Here is a 19,492-nt window from a genome sequence, read left to right on the forward strand (position 1 = left end):
CGCTGCCGGCAGCGATCATCAGGGCGCAGGCGCCCAGGGTGTGTAGCGTTAAGTTGTGTAGCATCTTGTTCATCTTGATAGCCTCTTGACTGTTGGGCTGCTGCCCGTTCCTTGTCGCAGGCGAGGGGAGACCCCGCCACTGGTGTCATTGCCGTTTCTTCGCTTTCGTCTTCCTGTCCACAACAGCCTCAACGCCTGTGTTGCATGAAGGCAACCATGATGATCACTATGCCCTGCACGGCGGCATTGAGGTAAACACTGATGATGCTGGTCAGATTGAGGATATTGCTGATGACCGACAGCAGTATGGCGCCCACCAGGGTGCCGAAGATGCGCCCCTCTCCCCCCTTGAGAGAGGTGCCCCCCACCACAACGGCGGCGATGGCCTCCAGCTCCCACAAGAGCCCTGTGGTGGGGGTGGCGGATCCCAGACGCGGCACATAGAGCAGGGTGGCGATGCCGACGCAGAGCCCGAGCAGCGCATAGGTGAGCAGCTTGACCCTATCGACCCGGATGGCGGCATAGCGCGCCACCTGTTCGTTGGAGCCGATGGCCTGCACATGGCGGCCGAAGGCGGTGCGGTTGAGCAGCAGCCCTCCCGCCAGCGCCACCAGCAGCAGGACCCAGACCGGGATGGGCACCCCCAGCAGGCTGCCGTAATAGACGGGGCTGTAGCTATCGCCGAGGGCATCGTCCAGGGTCAGGGCGCCGCCATCGGCCAGATAGGTCAGGACGGCCCGAAAGATGCCGAGGGTGCCCAGGGTGACGATAAAGGGCTCAATCCTGCCTTTGGTGATGAGCAGGCCGTGACCGGCGCCAAACAGCAGGCCGAGCAGCAGGGCCAGCCCTATGCCGAGAACAACCACCAGCAGGGGGGCATCCGCCAGCACACCGGCGCCGAGCCGGTTCATGATGAGGATCATGGCCCCGGCGATCAGGGCGGCCATGGCACCGACCGAGAGATCGATGCCGCCGGACATGATAACGAAGGTCATGCCCACCGCTATGATGCCGATGAAGGCGGTGCGGGTCAGCACGTTGAGCAGGTTGTCCAGGGTGGCGAAGTCGGGGTTGAGCAGGGCGCCGAGCAGGCACAGCAGGATCAGCCCGAGCAGCGGGCCAGTCGCCGATAGCAGGGAGAGCAACCGCTCTTTGCGGGTGTCAGTGGGTACCGGTTGCATAGGCGATCAACTCCTCTTCGGTCAGATGATGGGCGGGCAGCACCGCCTGGAGGCGGCCGGCCCGCAGCACGGCGACTCTGTGGCACAGGCCGATCAGCTCGATCAGCTCGCTCGAGATGACGATGACGGCGCGCCCCTCGGCGGCCAGTCGCTGGATCAGGAAATAGATGTCACGTTTGGCGCCCACATCCACCCCCCGGGTGGGCTCGTCAAGGACGATGACCCTGGGGTCCGGGTGCAGGAACTTGGCGAGAGCCAGCTTTTGCTGATTGCCCCCCGACATCAAGCGGGCCCGGGCCGAGTGGGAGCTGGCCTTGATGCCGAAATCATTGATGGCCCGGGTGAGGGCCGCCTGCTCGGCCCCCTTGTCCAGCCAGGGGTGGGCATAGCGCGCCAGCGTCATCAGGGTGAGGTTCTCGGCCAGCCCGAGGTCGATGTGCAGCCCCTTGCCCTTGCGATCCTCCGGCAGATAGGTGAGCCCTTGGCGCATGGCGGCGAGCGGACTGTCGATGCGCACGGCCTTGCCTGCCAATTGGATGAGGCCCCCCTGGCGCTCGCGCAAGCCCAGGATGGCCTCGAAGGCCTCGGTGCGACCGGCCCCCACCAGTCCCGCGAAGCCATAGATCTCGCCGCTGCGAACCTCGAAATCGAGATTCTCCACCCAGCCGGGGACGCAGAGCCCGCTCACCGCGAGGGCTATCTCTGTGCCCTCCGGCGGCGGCAGTCTGGGGGGGAACATGTCCGACATCTCGCGCCCTACCATGAGGTTGGCCATCTGCTGGCGGCTGAAGGCCGCCGTCTCCCCCCGGCTGACGAAGCGACCATCGCGCATGACCACCACCTCGTCGGTGATCTGCTTGACCTCGTCCAGCTTGTGGGAGATGTAGATGATGGTGGTGCCCTGGGCCTTGAGCCTGGCGATGAGGGCGAACAGCCGCGCCGTCTCCCCCGGGGTCAGGGTAGCGGTCGGCTCATCCATGATCAGCAGGCGGGCCTGGCGTGACAGCGCCTTGGCGATCTCCACCAGCTGCTTCTCCGCGACGATAAGCTGCCGCACCTTGGAGGCAGGGGCGCGTTGCAGCCCGACCTGCTCCAGATAGTGCTGGGCCCGGGTCGCCATGGTGCGCTCGTCCAGCAGACCGCTCCTGGTCAGCTCATGGCCGAGGAAGAGGTTCTGGGTCAGGGTCAGGTGCTCGGCCAGGTTGAGCTCTTGATGAATGAGCACTATGCCCGCCTGCTCCGCCTCGCGGGAGGAGCTCCAGCTGCGCGCCTCGCCATCGATGCGGATCACACCGGCGCTGATGGGCTCGTAACCGGCGAGGATCTTCATCAGGGTGGACTTGCCCGCGCCATTCTCCCCCAGCAGGCCGTAGACCCGTCCCGGTGCCAGGCTGAAGTCGACCCCGTACAGCACCCGGATGGGGCCGAAGTCCTTGCAGACGCCGCTAAATTCGACACTGAGAGTCATCAGCTTCTCCTTTGATGTTGATCCCGTTCGGTCTGCTGGTGGCGTGCATCAGGCGCTGGCTCTGCTGACGAGCCGATGGGGGAGCAGGCGCCCGATCAGCGGAGTGTCTGGGGCGTTCAGGCGCTGCAGCAGCAGCTGGGCGGCCTCGGCACCTAGCTCCTCCATGGGTTGCGCCATTGTGGTGAGCGGTGGATTGAGCTGGGCGGCCATGGGTATGTCATCGAAGCCCATGATGGCGATGTCGTCCGGGATGCGCAGCCCCGCCTCCTGTAAGCGGTGCATCAGGCCTATGGCCAGCGCATCGGCGACGGCGAAGATGGCGGTCGGGCGCTGCGGGCAGTCGAGCAGTTGCTGCGCCGCCTCGGCCCCGGCCAGGAAGCTGAGGCTGGTGACCCGGATATTCCACTCATCCGCCAGCGCGAGACCGGCTTCTGCCAGGGCCTGGCGGACCCCGGCCTCCCGCTGGCGGGCATAGAGGTAGGCGGGATCCGCGCTTATGAGCGCGATGCGGCTGTGGCCCCGGCTCAGCAGATAGCGGATCGCCTCCGCCGCCGCCCCCTGGTTATCAATACCCACGTAGGGAACCGGCATGGCGGGGTCAAACTCGCAACAGGCGACCCAGGGCAGCGCGTTGATCTCCTGGCTCAGTCCCTGCTGGATGGAGTCGGGATCCAGGCAGATGGCGCCGTCGGCTCTGTGGGTGCGCAGCAGCTCGAAGGCCGAGCGCTCCCGGCCCGGATCGGCGCCGGTGTCGCACAGCAGCACGAAGTAGCCGTGCTGGCGGGCCACTCTGTCGATGCCGCGCACTATCTCGATGTAGAAGGGGTTGCCGAGGTCGGGCACCATGATGAGCAGCAGCCAGCTTCTGGCGGTGCGCAGGCTGTTGGCCAGCTGATTGACGCGATAGCCGAGCTCCTCGACGGCGCGGTTGACCTTGGCCTGGGTCTTGCCGGTGACGCCCTCCTGATGGTTCAGCACCCTGGAGACGGTGGCGACCGACACCCCGGCCCGCGCCGCGACGGCGGCCATGGAGACGGGATTGACGGGGGCGGGGGAGCGGCTCATTCCAGCTTCCTGTGGTTGAAATGTAATCGATTACATTTTTAGGTGAGACCGGGAGAGTTCGCAAGGAAGAAGTAACAAAAAAATAACAATCAGATATCGCGTTGATATTGTGCGTATTTTTAATGGCGATTTTGCTGCGATAGGGGCTGAGTGGGGGAACGAATAAAAAAAGCCCGTCATATCAATGACGGGCTTTTGCACTAGGTACCCCGGAGATGCCGTTGCCGGTTTGGGCCCTTGAACCGTGAGTTCAAGGCGGAGTCCTAAACTGGCCGCAGGCTTCTCGGTCGGGCCGAGCATGCGCAATAGTCAGAAGATAGAACTCCTGTTGGGTATGATTATCGGCTCGGGGACTTGAACCGGCTGACGCACACCCCAGGGAATTTTAAAACGGGTCGCGCTTAGGGCTTAAGGCCCTCATCGCTGGAATCACCATATTGTCCGTGCTCGATCAAGGCCGCTTCTATGGTGCGCTGCAGCATCTTGATCCGCTTGTCCATGGTCTCAGAGTATTGGTGGTTCTTGTCTTTTTCAAGGCAGAGCTCATGACAGAAATTGAGCGCCGCCATGATGGCAAGCTGTTCATTGCTGGAGACCTTGGAGCGTTGACGCAGCTCGATAAGCTTGTCACTCAGCTGGTCGGCGGCCTGGCGCAGGGCATCCTGTTGTCCCAAGGGACAGGATACCTTGTAGGGACGTCCCAAAATGACGATTTCTACGGCCTCTATGCTCATGCCTTCCTCAATACGGCGGGGCTGATTCCCGCCTTTATCCACGTGGACAACTGGGCGGGACTATATAGCGCAGATGCAGAAGTTTCAAGGCCTTGCTGGCTCTGGGAGGGGGAGAATGCTAGGATCTCGGCCATAATTTTTGCATATTTGCCTGAACTTTGAGCGGATCTTCGATGAGCAAAACGAACCCCCTGAAATACGCGGCCGTGGCCGACCTGATGGAGCAGCACGAGCTGATGGCGACGGCTGTCGAGGCCCATGGCGTGATCTGCGGCCTGGTGTGCGGTGGCGTGGTACTGGATGACAAGAGCTGGCTGCCCCCTTTCAACGATCTGATCAACGATGGTTTCGGCCTGCCGGCGCCGGTGCGCCAGGTGATGACAGATCTCTATCAGGGTGTCATCGAGAGCCTGATGGCGCAAAAAGGGGTCGAGCTGCTGCTGCCAAGCGACGAGGCGCCCCTCGACGAGCGCATCGATGCCCTGGTGGACTGGTCCCAGGCCTTCCTGGCCGGTTTCGGCGTGGTGCAGCAGGAGCTCTCCAAGGCCTCCGAGGAGCTGCAGGAGATGATCCAGGACATTGCCAGCATCACCCAGGTCTCCGCGGAGTTCGATCAGGAGGATGACGAGAACGAAGCCTCCTTCCTGGTGCTTTACGAACACGTGCGCCTCGGGGTCATGATGGCGTTCGAGGAGTTTGGCAAGCGCCCGGATACCCCGAGCGCCCCACCGACCCTGCACTGAATCCCGCAAGAGTCCCCACACTGACATAGAAAAGAGCGCCTGATGGCGCTCTTTTTACGTGACGGCTCTGCCAGGGGGGAGGGGGCGCTCGGCGCCGTCTTGCATGCCAACTGACGGTGCCAAATCGGTTTTTTGCCCGTGGCCTCGCATCCCGTCTCCCGGCTTTGTGATAGCATTGGCCCACGTTTTTAGCCTATGCCCTCTTCTCATGTCTCATTCTGATCCGGTTCACGTCGACGTGGCTATCGTCGGCGGTGGTATGAGCGGCGCCGTGCTGGCCCTCTCCCTCGCCGCCCTGAAAGGGCCGAGCGGTGCCCCCCTGCAGATCCTGCTGCTGGAGGCGAGCGCCCCCGAACTTCATCGCCATCCCGGCTTCGATGCCCGCGCCATCGCACTCTCCGCCGGCACCTGCGAGGCGCTGGCCCGTCACGGTCTCTGGTCCCGTTTTGACCCTCACTGTGCCCCCATCACCCATATCCATGTCTCTGATCGGGGCCACTGCGGCCAGACCCGGCTCACGGCGGCGCAGTTTGGTCTGCCCGCCCTCGGCCAGGTGATCGAACTCTCTGCCGCCGGCATAGAGCTGCAGCAGGCAATGGACGCCACCGTGAACATCAGGCTGTGCTGTCCGGCCCAGCTTTCGACCATAGCGCCGCAGGAGGAGGGGGTGACCCTGACCCTCGCCAGCGGCGAGGGCTATCAGACCCGGCTGCTGGTGGCGGCCGATGGGGGCAACTCCTTCGTGCGTCAGCACTTCAAGCTACCGGTCAGTCGCCATGACTATGAGCAGAGCGCCATCATCGCCACGGTCAAGACCGCCGAGGATCCCGCCGGCCGGGCCTTCGAGCGTTTCACCGAAGGGGGCCCGCTGGCGCTGCTGCCCATGCAGGAGGGGCTCTCCTCCCTGGTGTGGAGCGTCGAACGGGGCGAGGCGCAGGCCCTGATGGCGCTGGATGACGCCGCCTTTCTGGCCCGCCTGCAGCAGGCCTTCGGCTGGCGGCTCGGGCGCTTCGTGCGCACCGGGGCGCGTCACCTCTACCCCCTGGTGCTGACAGTGGCCGACTATCCCCTGGCCCAGCGCACCGTGCTGGTGGGCAATGCCGCCCATCTGCTGCACCCCATCGCCGGCCAGGGCTTCAATCTCGGCATGCGCGATCTGGACTTGCTCACCCAGGCGGTGGCCCGGGCGCTCGCGGCCGGGGAGGATATCGGCAGTTTCGAGGTGCTGAGCGCTTACTGGCAGCGGCGCAAGGGAGATCAGGAGCAGACCATCTGGCTCACCTCCTCCCTGGCCCAGCTCTTCTCCAACGGTCATGCGCCCCTGGTGGCCGGCCGCAATCTGGCGCTCTCCCTGATGGGGCGACTGCCCTGGCTGCAGGCGCCGCTCGCCTCCCGCACCCTGGGGTTCGTCGCCGACCTGTGTCGAAAATGAGGTGTGCCGAGAAGAGGCCGCAGCGGACAACTTGATGAGGGGATGCCAGCGGGTGTCCCCCTGCTGATCCCGGCGATCAGCCACCAAAGGATAGAGATGATGCAGATGCAAAATGTGGATGTGGTGATTGTGGGGGGCGGCATGGTGGGCCTTGGGCTCGCCGCAGCCCTCAAGAACAGTGCGCTCAAGGTCGCCATCGTCGAGGGGCAGTTGCCCGACACCCGGCTCGGGGAGGCACCGGACAACAGAGTCAGCGCCCTTAGCCTCGCCAGCCAGCGCATCTTGCAGGGCGTCGGGGCCTGGGACGGGATAGTGGCGCGGCGCCTGCAACCCTACGACAGCATGGAGGTGTGGGAGCAGGACAGCTTCGGCCATATTGGCTTCGATGCCGCCAGCTTGCGCCAACCGGCACTCGGCCACATCGTCGAAAACCGGGTCATCCAGCTGGCGCTGCTCGATGCCATTGCGGGGGCGAGCAACATCAGCCTGCTCACCCCGGCCCGGGCCCAGAGCCTGCAGGTGAGCGATGCGGGGGCCCTGTTGCTGCTGGAAGATGGCCGCGCCCTCTCGGCTAAAGTGGTGGTGGCCGCCGACGGAGCCCACTCCTGGGTGCGCCGTCAGGCGGACATACCGCTCACCAGCTGGGACTACGGCCACCACGCCCTGGTGGCGACGGTGCGCAGTGCCGAGCCCCACGAGGCGGTGGCCCGCCAGATCTTCACCCCCGACGGCCCGCTCGCCTTCCTGCCCCTGTGGCAATCCGACCTCTGCTCCATCGTCTGGTCGGTGCCCGCCGTGCGGGCCGAGGCGCTGTGCGCCCTGGATGACGAAGGGTTCAATCGCCAGCTGACCGTCGCCTTTGATGGGCGGCTGGGACTGTGCAAGGTGGAGGGGCCCCGCAGCGCCATCCCGCTCACCGCCCGCTACGCCCGGGATTTTGCCCGCGAGCGGCTGGTGCTGGTGGGGGATGCGGCCCACACCATACACCCGCTGGCGGGGCAGGGGGTCAACCTGGGCCTGCTGGATGCGGCGGCCCTGGCCGAGCAGCTCCTCAAGAGCCAGAGCGCGGGGGCGGATATCGGCCTGCTGGCCAACCTGCGCGGCTATGAGCGCTGGCGCAAGAGCGAGGCTGCCCGCATGTTGGCGGCGATGGAAGGGCTCAAGCGGCTATTTGGTGGCAGCCACCCTCTCAAGAAGCTGGTGCGCGGGGTGGGACTGCGGGCCGTCGATGGCCTGGCGCCGCTCAAACAAGGGGTTATTCGGGCCGCCATGGGGTTAGAGGGTGAGCTGCCCGCTCTGGCCAAGGGTGAAAAAATCTAATTTTACTCCCGGGTTTTGACAATAAAACTAATCTGACAAGGCTGAATGCCCCTCTGGGGTGTCAGCCTTTAATGTTGGCGGGAAGCGAAACGTTTTTCTGTAAATTGTGACGTAACGGTAAAAATCAACATTAAATCTCGCGCATGCCGGGTTTGTACTGTTTTTATCACTGTTTTTGTCTTAGTGTCTGGTGTCAGTTTGTCGGGGCGGTATTAGTTTTTTTTGAGCGGCACCCAGGCGCTCTTGTCATATAATCCGCACCGTTCAAGGAATCACTCCTGCCCCACGGGTGGGAACGAGCACAGACCTTGTAGTCCGCCCTCCCGCTGTGCTGGGGAGCCGGAGCGGATTGCGAGCGTTGTCGCGAACGCTTAAGGAAACACAGCGATGATCCAGACTACTGTACTGCATCCCAAACACCTGGAAGCTGGCGCCAAGATGGTGGACTTCCACGGTTGGGAAATGCCCATCAACTACGGCTCCCAGCTGGAAGAGCACCACGCGGTGCGCAGCGATGCGGGCATGTTCGATGTCTCCCACATGACCATAGTCGATTTGACCGGCGAGCGGGTCAAAGCCTTCCTGCAACACCTGCTGGCCAACGACGTGGCCAAGCTCACCGTCCCCGGCAAGGCCCTCTACAGCGGCATGCTCAACCCGGAAGGCGGCGTCATCGATGACCTCATCACCTATTTCCTGACCGATACCTTCTACCGCCTGGTGGTGAACTCCGCCACCCGCGAGAAGGATCTGGCCTGGATCCGTCACCACGCCATCGACTTTGGGGTGAGCGTGACCGAGCGCCCGGAGCTTGCCATGATCGCGGTGCAGGGCCCCAACGCCAAGGCCAAGGCGGCCAAGGTGTTCACCCCCGAGCAAAATGCGGCTGTCGAAGGCATGAAGCCCTTCTTCGGCGTGCAGGCCGGTGATCTCTTCATCGCCACCACAGGCTACACAGGCGAAGATGGCTACGAAATCGTGGTCCCCCAGGAGAAGGCGTGCGATCTGTGGCAGGCCCTGCTGGACAACGGCGTGGCCCCCTGCGGCCTCGGCGCCCGTGACACCCTGCGCCTGGAAGCGGGCATGAACCTCTACGGCCAGGACATGGACGAGTCAATCTCCCCCCTGGCCGCCAACATGGCCTGGACCCTGGCCTGGGAGCCTGCCTCCCGCCAGTTTATCGGTCGCGCCGCCCTGGAAGACCAGAAGGCCGCCGGCACTAGCCCTAAGCTGGTGGGTCTGGTGATGGAAGATAAAGGGGTGCTGCGTGCCGGCATGCCGGTCACCTTCACCACAGCAAGCGGCGAGACTCGGGAGGGGGTGATCACCTCCGGCTCCTTCTCCCCCACCCTGGGCTACAGCATCGCCCTGGCGCGGGTGCCCCGCGACATCGGCGCTGAAGCCCAGGTGGAGATCCGCAAGAAGCTGGTCACCGTCAAAGTCACCAAGCCGGCCTTCGTGCGCAACGGCCAGCCCCTGGTGTAATCATTGATTGCGGCGAAGGGTGTCCCTTCGCCGACCCCATTTTGTTGAAGCGATCCAAGAGCATAAAGGAAGCACAAATGAGCCATATCCCGAGCGAACTGAAATATGCCACCTCCCACGAGTGGGTCCGTGTTGAAGCCAACGGCGAGGCCGTGATCGGTATCACCGAGCACGCCCAGGATCTGCTGGGTGACATGGTGTTCGTCGATCTGCCGGAAGTGGGCAAGCAAGTGAGTGCCGGCGAAGATTGCGCCGTGGCCGAGTCGGTGAAAGCCGCCTCCGACATCTACAGCCCGGTGAGTGGCGAGATCCTGGCCATCAACGAAGAGCTGGAAGGCAGCCCCGAGCTGGTCAACTCCGACCCCTACGGTGCCGGCTGGCTGTTCCGCATCAAGCTGGATGACGCGGGCGAGCTCGCCAACCTGCTGGATGCCGAAGGCTACCAGAACGTGGTGGACGAAGAGTAATGCCCCCGGGCCCTGCCAACACAGCAGGGCCCCTTTGTATGACCGCCAGCCGGGCACACGCCGGCCGGCGGAAGGGTGAAGTCGCCCGCGTCTGCCCTTTGCCCACCTGGCCTCGCCAGGGGGCAAGCAGGCAGCTCCGCCACAAGGCGATCCCCTGTCGATGCTGTCGCAGCATCCGGCGCCGCACCCTGTCTGCGGGGCCCAGAACATGAGTGGAGTCGGTATCCACCGACGATCAGGAACATCAGGTCTTGGTTATCAGGATTTCATGCCAGGACTTATTACCAGGAAATAGGGAAATGACCCAGTCACTGTTTGAACTCGAGCAAAAAACCGATTTCATCCGTCGCCACATAGGCCCGGGTGAGGAAGAAGTGCGGGCCCTGCTCGCCACCGTGGGCGCCGAGAGCCTGGACGATCTGATTGAGCAGACGGTCCCTGCCGCCATCCGCCGCCTGGGCCCGCTCGGTATCGGCGCCCCCATGACCGAAGTGGAAGCCCTGGCCAAGCTCAAGGGCTATGCGGCCAAGAACCAGATCGCCAAGAGCTACATCGGCATGGGCTACCACGACACTCACGTGCCCCACGTCATCTTGCGCAACGTCTTGGAAAACCCGGGCTGGTATACCGCCTACACCCCTTATCAGCCGGAGCTGGCCCAGGGCCGTCTCGAGGCGCTGCTGAACTTCCAGCAGCTCACCCTGGACTTGACCGGCATGGATCTGGCGAGCGCCTCCCTGCTCGATGAAGCCACCGCCGCCGCCGAAGCCATGGCGCTCGCCAAGCGCATGGCCAAGTCCAAGTCCAATCTCTTCTTCGTGGCCGACGACGTACACCCCCAGGTGATCGACGTGGTCAAGGAGCGCGCCGTGCACTTCGGTTTCGACGTGACCGTGGGCCCCGCCTGTGACGCTGTGAGCGAGGAGGTGTTCGGTGCCATGTTCCAGTACCCGTCCACCACCGGGAATGTGACCGATCTGCGCTCCCTGATCGCCGCTGTCCAGGCCCAGAAAGGGCTGGCCTGCGTCGGTACCGACATGCTCTCCCTGCTGCTGCTCAAATCCCCGGGTGAACTGGGGGCCGATGTGGTGTTCGGCTCCGCCCAGCGCTTCGGCGTGCCCATGGGCTACGGTGGCCCGCACGCGGCCTTCTTCGCCACCCGCGATGCCTACAAGCGCTCCATGCCGGGCCGCATCATAGGCGTCTCCAAGGATGCCCGTGGCAAGAGTGCCCTGCGCATGGCGATGCAGACCCGCGAGCAGCATATCCGCCGCGAGAAGGCGAACTCCAACATCTGTACCGCCCAGGTGCTGCTGGCCAACATGGCGAGCTTCTACGCCGTCTACCACGGCCCTGTGGGACTGAAAACCATCGCTTCCCGGGTGCATCGTCTGACCAGCATCCTGGCGCTGGGGCTCACCGCCAAGGGGCTGACCCTCAAGCACGACAGCTGGTTTGACACCCTCACAGTGCTGACCACGGGCAAATCCGAGCTGATTGCCAAGGCCGAAGGGCTGGGCATCAACCTGCGCGCCGATCTGGACGGTGCGGTTGGCGTGTCCCTCTCCGAGACCACCACCCGCGATGACGTGGCCGAGCTGTTTGATCTGTTCCTCGGTCAAGGCCACGGCCTGGATGTCGCGGCTCTGGATGCCAAGGCCCAGGCTCACCACGGCATCCCGCAGGATCTGCTGCGCACCGACGCCGTGCTGACCCACGAGGTGTTCAACAAGTACCACTCCGAGACCGAGATGCTGCGCTACATCCACCGTCTCGAAGCCAAGGATCTGGCCCTGAACTACGCCATGATCTCGCTCGGCTCCTGCACCATGAAGCTCAACGCCACCGCCGAGATGATCCCGGTGACCTGGCCCGAGTTTGGCAAGCTGCACCCCTTCGCCCCGCTGGCCCAGACCCAGGGTTACCAGCTGCTGCTGGCAGACCTCGAAGACTGGCTGGTGAAGGTGACAGGTTATGACGCCGTCTGCATGCAGCCAAACTCCGGCGCTCAGGGCGAATACGCCGGTCTGCTTGCCATCAAGAAGTACCACGAGTCCCGCGGCGAAGGGCATCGCGATGTCTGCCTCATTCCGGCTTCGGCCCACGGCACCAACCCGGCCTCAGCCCAGATGGCGGGCCTCAAGGTCATCGTCACCGCCTGCGACAAGTTCGGTAACGTCGATCTCGACGATCTGCGTGCCAAGGCCGCCGAGGTGGGGGAGAAGCTTAGCTGCCTGATGGTGACCTACCCCTCCACCCACGGGGTGTACGAGGAGACCATCAAGGAGGTGTGCGACATCGTTCACCAATATGGCGGTCAGGTGTACCTTGACGGCGCCAATATGAACGCGCAAGTCGGCTTGACGGCGCCAGGCTTTATCGGTGCTGACGTGTCGCACCTCAACCTGCACAAGACTTTCGCCATTCCCCATGGCGGTGGCGGCCCGGGCATGGGCCCCATAGGCGTGAAGCAGCACCTGGCCCCCTTCGTGGCCGGCCACGCGGTGGTCAAGACCGACAAGGAGAGCCGTGACAACGGCGCCGTCTCGGCGGCACCCTTCGGTTCGGCCAGCATTTTGCCCATCAGCTGGATGTACATCGCCATGCTGGGGGATGAGGGGCTGAAGAAATCCACCCAGGTCGCCATCCTCAACGCCAACTACCTGGCCAAGAAGCTGGGGGAATCCTTCCCCGTGCTCTACACCGGGCGCAACGGCCGGGTGGCCCACGAGTGCATCCTGGACATACGCCCGCTCAAGGAGGCCTCCGGCATCAGCGAGATGGACGTGGCCAAGCGCCTGATGGACTACGGCTTCCACGCGCCGACCATGAGCTTCCCGGTGGCGGGGACCCTGATGGTCGAGCCGACCGAGTCGGAATCCAAGCGCGAGCTGGATCGCTTCGTGGAAGCCATGACGGCGATTCGCGCCGAGATAGCCCGGGTGCAGGACGGCCACTGGAGCCTGACCGACAACCCCCTGGTCAATGCGCCCCACACCCAGGATGACGTCATGGACGAGCAGTGGAGTCGCGGCTACACCCGCGCCGAAGCTGTCTTCCCGTCCGAGGCCGTGCGCGCCAGCAAGCTGTGGCCCTCGGTCAACCGCATCGACGACGTCTACGGCGATCGCAACCTGTTCTGCTCTTGCGTCCCGACCGAGGATTACGCCAAGTAACTGGCGCGCAGCGGATCATCGTAATAAACCACAGGGCCACCCAAACGGGTGGCCCTTTTTATCAATACAAAGAACTCATTGCTTAACTTGTTGCTTTAAATCAATTGGTTATTGATTTAGCTACCGGTTAATTGAGATTTATTGCCCCCATCTTTCGTAAGATACGCTTGATACCGCCAGCAGTACCTTGAAGCTTTCTTCTCTGGTTACTACTGTCATCCATCCAACACCACGCAGCGAGCAGTCATGATTGAACGTACTTTCCATGACATTGATGAAGAACAAGTTGTTGATGCGGATAAGCAGAATTTCCTCATTCAGCTAGGTTGGTCAGACGGTGTAACGTGGGAAGAGTTATTGCGCTCAAAACGTATTCTTCTGATTTCCGAAGCGGGTGCAGGCAAGACCCATGAGTGCAAAGAGCAAGCCCGTCACCTAGCAGCTGCGGGTGAAGCTGCATTCTTTGTTGAGTTGGCCAGCTTGGCTTCAAGCAATCTGCGGGATCTGCTGAGTTATGAGGATGAAGAGTGTTTTGATCTATGGCTGGCCTCCAAATTTGAGGTTGCCACCTTTTTTCTGGATTCCTATGACGAACTGCAGTTGACCAGAGGTTCTTTCGAACAAGCGCTAAATCGTTTTGTAAAAGATATTAATGGTCAGATTAACTTGGGAAGGGTGCGAGTTGTAGTGACGACCCGCCCGATCCCTTTTGATGGGCAACTCGTTCGCAGCAAACTGCCGGTACCACCACAGATTAAGCTCCAGTCGACTGAAGAAAAGGAAAGAGAATTTGCCAGCATGGCGTTGGGCGAGCATATGCCCATCTCCTCTGGCCAATCGAATGAAGAGTCCATTCCTGAGTGGCGCACCGTTGCTCTGATGCCGCTGTCTAATCCTCAGATCGCTGAGTTTGCCGAATTACAGGGTGTCAAAAATACAGCCGAATTGCTCAGTGACATTGAGAGGCAAAACGCCTTTGAGTTTGCCAGACGTCCTCAAGATCTCATTGAGCTATGCGCTGATTGGCGTGCGGGATTTCAGCTTCGAACCCATCGCCAGCAAGTTGAAGCCAGTATTCGTATCAAACTCAAACCTCGGGATAGGGAAGATAGAGGTGAGCTTACCGAACTCTCAATAGATAAGGCAATCGAGGGGGCGAGCAGGCTGGCTCTGGCCATGTGGCTGACCCGTCGCCTGACGATCAGACACAGTGCTAAAGCTGATAATGTTCAGCAGGGTGAGGCTGCCCTTGACCCGGCGATAATCTTGTCAGATTGGACACAAGATGAACGGAAAACGTTGTTGGAGCGCCCTTTGTTTGGGTTCGCATCTTATGGCCGGGTGCGTTTTCACCATCGTTCAGTGTCAGAATTTCTTGCCGCAAAAAGATTGCATGAGATGAGGAATAATGGGATGTCGCTTCGGGCGCTCAAGCGGCTGCTCTTTATTGAAACGAAGGGTAATACCATTGTACTTCCTTCCAAGCGTGCGCTTGCAGGTTGGCTGGCATCATTGAATGACGATATTTTTCAAGCAATTCGTGACTATGAGCCGACGCTGCTGCTGGATGAAGGCGACCCTGCATCATTGACTCTTGCTCAGCGTAAACAAGCTCTTGGTGCATATGTTCAGCGTTATGGAAGAGGAGGGAGGCGTGGTTTACACACTCCATCTATCCAAATTAAACGCTTTGCGACTCCTGAGTTGACTGATGAGATTAATCTGCAGTGGCAGCAAGGTATCGAGAATCATGAGGTGCGATGTGTTTTGCTGGAGCTCATTGAGCGAGGAGTGATTTTTGGCTCTTCTGATCTTGTATATTCAGTTGCCACGGATTCAATGCTTGTTGAGGTGGAGCGTATTTATGCAATTCATGCACTGCAAGCGCTGAACGACCCAAGATTGGGTGAAATAGCTGCACTGATGGTTTCTCAACATCCTGACTGGCCTGACGAAATAGTGCGTGAAGCAATTCTTGCACTGTTTCCAAGTTATCTTTCTGTAGCGCAGCTCTGTCAGTCATTAGGCTGGCTGCAATGGAAAAAGCGGTCAGTTAGCAACCTAAGTTGGCGACTGCCATCGCTAATCAAAAATGCACCACTTGTCATGTCACAACTGGAGGATCTGCGGGAAAAATTAGTAAACCTCATCTCGGATAGGTTGCAATGGCGGCAAGAGCAATGGCCACATATGGTGTCTCCTCGCCAGTATCTGAGCAGTACATTAGCTGCTGTTTGCATTCGCGGACTCGATCACCAGTGTTCCGAACAATGGATTCATGCTTGCGTACTTGCATTGCGTCTGCGTCAACATGAATACGATGATGACAAAATTCATAAGGAATTGTCACAGCGAATAAATGAACTTGATAGCAAAAATAGAAAGCAGGTTTTTTGGGCAATTGATGCTTTGGTGCAATCCCTATGTCCGATCGATGATACATGGAAACGGGTGGTTGAAATTATCCCTTATGATTCGCTTATTAACTTTACGGTACAGCTGGATCGGGCCTGGGTGGTCAGTGACCTTCAAGGTAAAGATAAGCCATTTTTTGAGCGTCAGATGCTTATGCATGTTGCTCTTTATCTATTGCGTATCTCGCCAATAGACTTACGCCCCTTGGTGATAGATTGTCCGGATTTTATTTTATATCTCGATGAGATAATGAAGCCCTCTACCTTTGATATAAAGCATGAAAGAGCCCGGCGTGAAGAAGCCATTCGAGATAAAAGAAGAGAGCGAAAAGCAGCAAAGAACCGTGCCAGTTGGGTGATGCTACATCGTGAAATATCAGAATGTCCTGACAAGAACTTTTCGGATGAACGTTGTAAAAATTTGGCTTGGGATTTATTCAGAGTGATGATAAGTGGCTCGGATGATAGTAATTTATCCGGTTGGAATCGCTCTTTTCTCGAATCTCATTTTGGAGAAACAGTTACAGACTGGCTGCGTACGATTTTTATGGAGTGCTGGCGAGAGCATCTCCCAACTCTCATTTGTGAGAGACCAGAAGATCAACGAAGTACATATTTCGACTTATGGCGATTCGGTTTGGCTGGGCTCTATGCTGAAGCTGAGGGGCCCAATTGGGCAAGCCAGCTGACCTATGAAGAGGCAATGCGTGCCGCTCGCTATTCATTACTTGAGCTGAATGAATTACCAAGTTGGATTTATGACTTGGTTAAGCAACATCCATCTGCTATCAGTGAGGTTTTTGGTAAAGAGCTTGATTGGGTACTCTCTACCTCTGCCAATGAAATTCATCATTCCATGTTGTTGCAACGCCTCCATAATGCCCCTGATCCAGTGACCATACTTTTTATCCCTCGTATGATTGCATGGTTGAGTGAAATTAAGCCCATAGTCGCTGATGAATTTCAATTATCATCACTGACATCTCGCTATTCCAGAGTGATTGAGTTGATTTTAAAGTATGGCGATATTGATCAGAAAGCTCAGCTATGTTCTATGGCTCAGGAATATATAAGCAAAAAACTGTTGGAACCAGCTATGCTACTCTGGTTATCAACCTTGATTCGTTTAAACCCTGAGCTGGGTGTTGATGTACTTGAAGAAAAATTACGAGAGATTGAACCTGAGCCATTAAGCAAGGCCGTGGAATGGTTTACAAAATTGTTTAATGAACGCCATGATGGCATTAATGTAAGAAATAATGATTTCACACCTGAATTATTGCTCAGGCTTGCCCGTCTGGCGTACCAGCATATAAGACGTCAGGATGATGCTGAACATGAAGGCTGTTATACACCCGATATGCGTGATAATGCCGAATATGCACGCAATGCAATTCTGACTGCATTGTTGGAGTCACAAGGAGAAGAAGGATGGCAAGTTAAACATGATATGGCCATTGACCCCCTATTTTCTCATTTTAAAGATCGGATTCTGGCATTAGCTCAGGAAGCATGGGCCAAAGAAATTGATTCAGTACTCTTGGATGAACAGCAATGTCGTGAACTCGAACATAAAGGTGAACTTCCACTGACTACTAATGCGGCTATGTTCACCTTGCTGCGTGATCGCTTGGCTGATCTTGATGAATTATTAAATAGCGATGAGTCGCCACGTGAACTGTGGGCTGAAATCCATCAAGAAAAGTTAATGCGGCGTGCAATCGCACAAGAATTACAGCATGCTGCCAATGGGCTTTATAAGGTTGTTCAAGAAGCAGTAACTGCAGATGAAAAAGAGACCGATATTCGTCTTTGCTCACTTGCATCCAATTATGAAGCTGTAATCGAGTTAAAAATTGAGGATGGTAACAGGTGGTCAGCCAACGTCTTACGAGAAACTATTGGTGAGCAGTTGGCAATTAAATACCTTTCTCTGGAGACCCGCTGCTCAGGTGCCTTAGTTATAACTATATCCAAGAACCGGTATTGGCAGCATCCTGATAGCGGGGAAAGAATCGGCTTAGAAGAGCTCAAGGAGCTGTTGGATGATGAAGCCAGACGTGTAGAGCGGGAAATGGGAGGTGCAGTTTCATTGACCATACATGTGCTGGATCTTAGACCGAGGCTGCTGACAGAAAAGCAGTCTCGGTCTGGGGTGATGAAGAAAAGGGTTAATCCTGCGTAAAGTTGCCAGTCTTTCGAACAGGATTTATCTCAGGCTGCAGTGAGAAATAGCTTCCAACCAGTACCTTTGGTAGGGGCTTTTCAGCACAATCTCCCACGGTGTTAGCTTTTGATCAATTAGCGAGATGTCGAGGGTTATGGTCGCTTCAACCACGCCGCGCCGCCTCTATGGCGGCGATATCTATCTTGCCCATCTGCATCATGGCCTCGAAGGCGCGCCTGGCGGCCTCGGGGTCGGGATCCGTGATCGCCTCGGTGAGGGCCAGGGGGGTGATCTGCCAGGAGATGCCCCACTTGTCCTGACACCAGCCGCACTCGCTCGCCTGACCACCGTTATCTATGATGGCGTGCCAGTAGCGATCCGTCTCGGCCTGGGTCTCCGTTGCGACCTGGAACGAGAAGGCCCAGCTGTGCTTGACCCCGGGGCCGCCATTGAGCCCGAGGCAGGGGATCCCCATCACCCTGAACTCGACCGTCAGCACATCCCCTCGCTTGCCGGCGGGGTAGTCGGCCGGGGCGCGGTGCACGGCGTCGACGGCGGAGTCGGGGAAGGTGCTTGCGTAAAACCGTGCCGCCTCTTCGGCATCCCCGTCATACCAGAGGCAAATCCTGTTCTTTGCGGCTGTCATCATCTCGTGGCTCCTGCCGGTTGCTCTCATCTTGGTGTCTGTCATCCTGCTCTCTCTTCATCTCGCCCGGGCGTTGCCGCCTGGCGCCCTCTGTTGCCAGCCGGGGAGTTGCATGATGTCGTCAAGTGTAGTGGCATAGGGATCCGGGCCGCCCGGTTTGGCGTGCAGAGCGACAGGCAGGGCGACCCTATGCCCCGCCAATGACAAGAGAGGTGTGCGCGATGGACAGTACCCAGCGATTCTCGACCCGGGTCGAGGCCTATGTGAAGTACCGCCCCGGTTATCCGGCGGCCATGCTGGACTTTCTGGCTGGCGAGCTTGCCATGGGGCCAGAGGCCCAGGTGGCCGACATAGGGGCGGGCACCGGCATCCTGACCGCCCTGCTCGCACCCCGGGTGGCGCGGGTCTGGGCGGTGGAGCCCAATGACGAGATGCGGGCCGCCGCGAGGCGACTGCTGGCGGATGTGGGCAACATCGGCTGGTCTCACGGCAGTGCGGAGGCCACGGGCCTGCCGACGGGCTCGGTGGATCTGGTCACTGTCGCCCAGGCGTTTCACTGGTTCGATCGCGCGGCCTTTCGGCAGGAGTGCCAGCGCCTGCTCAGACCCGGTGGCCGGGTCGCCCTCATCTGGAATGACAGGCTGACCGACACCCCCTTTCTCAGGGCCTATGAGGAGGGGTTGCACGCCTATTCCGGGGATTACGAGGAGGTCAATCATCGCAACCTCGGCGAGCACGACTTTCGTGCCTTCTTCGAGGGGGAGTATCGGCTCGATCGCTTCGAAAACCGCCAACTGTTCGATCTGGACGGCGTGCTGGGGCGGCTCAACTCCTCCTCCTATGCCCCCGCCGTCGGCACCCCGGCCCATGAGCAGATGACGGCGCTCATCCGCCGCGAATTTGGCCGAAATGCGGTGGGCGGCAGGGTCTCTTTCAACTATTGCACCCTGGTCTACAGCGGCCGGGTGTAACGGGGCCCATGCAGAAAATGAAGGCGACGGGGCAGGGGGCATGCCCAATCGCGTGGACTGGTGACAGTCGGCGCAAAAGGCACGCTCCCTTGGCTCCCGTTCTCTAATCGCAGAAAACGACACCCTGGCGTTGCCGACTGTTTTTTTTGCTCAGAAAATAGACCGCATCTATCTGTTTCCCCTGATAAAACCTAATTTCGCCGAAAATCTGCCTGAATCGTGC

General features: G+C 59.5%; 13 protein-coding genes and 1 other RNA gene. 8 read left to right on the forward strand and 6 right to left on the reverse strand.

Annotation, left to right across the window (positions count from 1 at the left end):
• Window positions 1-188: 188 nt before the first annotated feature.
• The 5 genes from G4923_RS17235 to zapA all read right to left on the reverse strand — a co-directional run bounded on the left by G4923_RS17235 (window position 189) and on the right by zapA (window position 4,448).
• A complete protein-coding gene (locus tag G4923_RS17235) occupies window positions 189-1,181 on the reverse strand; it encodes an ABC transporter permease (protein ID WP_111913207.1) in 993 nt (330 codons plus the stop codon).
• Complete coding sequence (locus tag G4923_RS17240) at window positions 1,162-2,649, reverse strand: sugar ABC transporter ATP-binding protein (RefSeq protein ID WP_163137790.1); 1,488 nt, start codon at window positions 2,647-2,649, stop codon at window positions 1,162-1,164. Before G4923_RS17240 ends, G4923_RS17235 begins: the two co-directional genes overlap by 20 nt.
• Before the next feature lie 48 nt (window positions 2,650-2,697).
• Entirely contained in the window at window positions 2,698-3,714 is a 1,017-nt protein-coding gene (locus tag G4923_RS17245; protein WP_163137791.1) for a LacI family DNA-binding transcriptional regulator, read from the reverse strand.
• Window positions 3,715-3,916: 202 nt separating this feature from the next.
• Window positions 3,917-4,099, reverse strand: a non-coding RNA gene (gene ssrS, locus G4923_RS17250) — 6S RNA.
• 16 nt (window positions 4,100-4,115) lie between these two features.
• Complete coding sequence (zapA, locus tag G4923_RS17255) at window positions 4,116-4,448, reverse strand: cell division protein ZapA (RefSeq protein ID WP_025327271.1); 333 nt, start codon at window positions 4,446-4,448, stop codon at window positions 4,116-4,118.
• Between the two features lie 173 nt (window positions 4,449-4,621).
• Between zapA and G4923_RS17260 the strand changes: the two genes are divergently transcribed.
• The 7 genes from G4923_RS17260 to G4923_RS17290 all read left to right on the forward strand — a co-directional run bounded on the left by G4923_RS17260 (window position 4,622) and on the right by G4923_RS17290 (window position 17,670).
• Window positions 4,622-5,191 (forward strand): UPF0149 family protein, encoded by a 570-nt coding sequence (locus tag G4923_RS17260; RefSeq protein ID WP_106886558.1) that lies wholly within the window; start codon window positions 4,622-4,624, stop codon window positions 5,189-5,191.
• Window positions 5,192-5,399: 208 nt separating this feature from the next.
• Window positions 5,400-6,623 carry a 2-octaprenyl-6-methoxyphenyl hydroxylase gene (ubiH, locus tag G4923_RS17265; protein WP_163137792.1) on the forward strand — a complete coding sequence of 408 codons (1,224 nt, stop codon included), beginning with the start codon at window positions 5,400-5,402 and terminating at the stop codon, window positions 6,621-6,623.
• Between the two features lie 99 nt (window positions 6,624-6,722).
• Window positions 6,723-7,943 carry an FAD-dependent 2-octaprenylphenol hydroxylase gene (locus G4923_RS17270; protein WP_163137793.1) on the forward strand — a complete coding sequence of 407 codons (1,221 nt, stop codon included), beginning with the start codon at window positions 6,723-6,725 and terminating at the stop codon, window positions 7,941-7,943.
• Window positions 7,944-8,330: 387 nt separating this feature from the next.
• On the forward strand, window positions 8,331-9,428 hold the full coding sequence (gcvT, locus tag G4923_RS17275; RefSeq protein ID WP_163137794.1) for a glycine cleavage system aminomethyltransferase GcvT: 1,098 nt from the start codon (window positions 8,331-8,333) through the stop codon (window positions 9,426-9,428).
• Between the two features lie 77 nt (window positions 9,429-9,505).
• On the forward strand, window positions 9,506-9,895 hold the full coding sequence (gcvH, locus tag G4923_RS17280; RefSeq protein WP_025327266.1) for a glycine cleavage system protein GcvH: 390 nt from the start codon (window positions 9,506-9,508) through the stop codon (window positions 9,893-9,895).
• 299 nt (window positions 9,896-10,194) lie between these two features.
• Window positions 10,195-13,071, forward strand: coding sequence for an aminomethyl-transferring glycine dehydrogenase (gene gcvP / locus G4923_RS17285; protein ID WP_163137795.1), 2,877 nt, complete (start codon window positions 10,195-10,197; stop codon window positions 13,069-13,071).
• Between the two features lie 246 nt (window positions 13,072-13,317).
• Window positions 13,318-17,670 (forward strand): NACHT domain-containing protein, encoded by a 4,353-nt coding sequence (locus G4923_RS17290; RefSeq protein ID WP_163137796.1) that lies wholly within the window; start codon window positions 13,318-13,320, stop codon window positions 17,668-17,670.
• A 145-nt stretch (window positions 17,671-17,815) separates the two neighbouring features.
• Here the strand turns inward: G4923_RS17290 and G4923_RS17295 are convergent, their stop codons facing one another.
• Window positions 17,816-18,301 (reverse strand): VOC family protein, encoded by a 486-nt coding sequence (locus tag G4923_RS17295; RefSeq protein WP_163137797.1) that lies wholly within the window; start codon window positions 18,299-18,301, stop codon window positions 17,816-17,818.
• Window positions 18,302-18,519: 218 nt separating this feature from the next.
• Here G4923_RS17295 and G4923_RS17300 point away from each other — a divergent pair, with 218 nt between their 5' ends.
• Window positions 18,520-19,269 (forward strand): class I SAM-dependent methyltransferase, encoded by a 750-nt coding sequence (locus tag G4923_RS17300; protein WP_163137798.1) that lies wholly within the window; start codon window positions 18,520-18,522, stop codon window positions 19,267-19,269.
• Window positions 19,270-19,492 lie beyond the last annotated feature (223 nt).

It is taken from the genome of Aeromonas rivipollensis, assembly GCF_010974825.1.
In the GTDB taxonomy this organism is placed as follows: domain Bacteria; phylum Pseudomonadota; class Gammaproteobacteria; order Enterobacterales; family Aeromonadaceae; genus Aeromonas; species Aeromonas rivipollensis.